Annotated in this window: 1 protein-coding gene; it reads right to left on the reverse strand. The window is 34.8% G+C overall.

Features of this window, described 5'->3' with window-relative positions; translation table 11 throughout:
* Positions 1-110 precede the first annotated feature (110 nt).
* Positions 111-2,090: a S9 family peptidase gene (locus tag HZF24_RS18615; protein ID WP_179239881.1), complete on the reverse strand. Its 1,980-nt coding sequence runs from the start codon at positions 2,088-2,090 to the stop codon at positions 111-113.
* Positions 2,091-2,225 lie beyond the last annotated feature (135 nt).

Consider the following 2,225-nt stretch of genomic DNA (forward strand, 5'->3'; position numbering starts at 1 on the left):
TGTTGGTTTTCCAACTGTTTCTCTGTTAAGTTTTCGTAATTTTTGTTACTTGCTGCTGACTTTGTCAGCAGTCTGACTTCCTGATTACTCAGGAAGTTTTTTTATAAATTTCACTGTAAGTATTTTTCAAACCAGTTTGTTATTTCTTCTAATCTTTTCACACGGTGCTTTGGTTTTCCGCTTCTGCTCAGCTCATGATTTTCTCCCCTGAACATGCACAACCTAGCATCCACACCGTGGTATTTTAGAGCTGTGAACATTTGAAGACCTTCAGACAGCCAGCATCTGTAATCCTCCTCTGAATGTATGAATAATGTAGGTGTAACTGCTTTGTCGGCATATTTCAAAGGTGAATGGAACCACATTTTTTCCGGGTTGTTCCAAGGAGTCGATTGTATTTGGTCTGAATTGAAATAGTATCCGATATCAGTAGTTCCAAACTTAGACAACCAATTAGAAATGCTTCTTTGGGATACGGCACACTTAAATCTGTCAGTGTGACCTATTATCCAGTTTGTCATAAATCCGCCATAAGAACCGCCGGTTACTCCGATTCTACAGGGATCTATCTGAGGATACTTTTTGAGTACCGTATCTGTAAACATCATTAAATCGTTATAGTCGATGGTACCGTACTTGCCTCTGATATCAGCAAATTCATCACCTCTCCCGTCACTACCTCTCGGATTGCAGAAAAATACGAAGTATCCTTCATTAGCCCAAAGCTGCATTTCATGATAATATATTTCTCCATAAACTGTCTTTGGACCACCGTGTATGTCAAGTATTCCCGGATAGCATTTATTTTCATCAAAGTCAGCAGGCTTTAAGACCCACCCTTCAATTTTTATACCGTCATTTTCAAATGACAACGGTTCGGGTTTTATTACATTCTTAATTTCAGCAATATCTTCGTTAAATTTAGTTTTTTGTGTTTCGAGATTGTTTCTATATAAATATATTTCCTGAAGCTTCGTTCCTCTTAATCCGATAAACAGTATTCCCTCATTGCAAATATCAAAGCAGTCGACAGAGCCGTTATCATAGGTTATCCTTTCTATTTTACCGTCAAGTGACAGCTTTTTAATAAATGAGCTTTTATTTTCTGTTGATATAAAGTATAGCTCATCGTTTAGTACCCTGTGACCTGCTCCTTCACCGTAACGGCAGTCAGAGCCGACCGAATTGAACATGCCATAATCGTGCTCGGCAAGGAGAACAGGCTCGCCGTTTTTCAATATGTAAAAGTTCAGATTTTGATTTATACCGTATTTATCTATTGTTGAAGCAGCAAAAACTATTTCATCACCCATGAACTCTGCATATTCAATATACATTTCACCTTCTTCAATGAGACGTGTTGCATTCTCAGAATACAAATCATACATATATAATTCGTTAGTAAGTTCCATTTTATTTGTAAAGCTAAAAGCTGTATACAAAGCCTTACCGTCTTTAACACTGCTTAAGGACACATTTTCAAATTTCCCGGATATAGGAATTATGTCCTTTGTTCCCTTATCATACAAATATAATCTACTTCTTTTCTTGTTTGTAAAACCTTCACCGTTTGACCAGAACGGTATTTCGTCTAAAATTTCGTAATCCTTATTTTCTTTAATCATTGACATCGCTTCTTCCTTATCTTCACTTTTTATTGAATGAAGATTGATGCCATAATGATTATATTCTGCAGTTATTAAGAATTTTTCATTGGCAATAAGCTTAAATTCATTAACGTTCATAGGCACTCTCATATATTCATATGCCTCACCGCCATGAATATTAATAGCATAAAAGACAGTCCAATGCTCACCGTCATCAATTTTTTTCTTAAGTTTTTCTTCTCTTAATGAAGGGAATAATATTGTGTCATTATCAAGCCATATGAAAGATTTTTCCTTGCTCATATTTGTAAGCTTTCTGTATTCTTCAGATAAACAGTCGTAAATCCATATGTTTGATATATACTTATTTTCATTGTAGTCACATGTATGAACTGCAAAAGCCGCATGCTTTTTATCAGGAGAAAGTTCAATCCCTGATAAAAACTTAAAATCTAAAAAATCCTTTAGTTTTATTTTTTCCATAAAACTCCTCCATTTGCTGTTATATATATAATATTATATATCTTGAATTGCATATATGCCACGACAAACGCATGAGTTAAGAAAAAGTAACAAATAAAGAAAAAGCTTTTTTTGGTTGGCAAAAACAGGTATAAT

Origin of the sequence: Sedimentibacter hydroxybenzoicus DSM 7310, from assembly GCF_013403245.1 — a bacterium.
Lineage (GTDB): Bacteria > Bacillota > Clostridia > Tissierellales > Sedimentibacteraceae > Sedimentibacter > Sedimentibacter hydroxybenzoicus.

Excerpts from the sequence above, each read along its gene's own strand:
- HZF24_RS18615 (WP_179239881.1), bottom strand. The coding sequence starts at position 2,090 with ATGGAAAAAATAAAACTAAAGGATTTTTTAGATTTTAAGTTTTTATCA.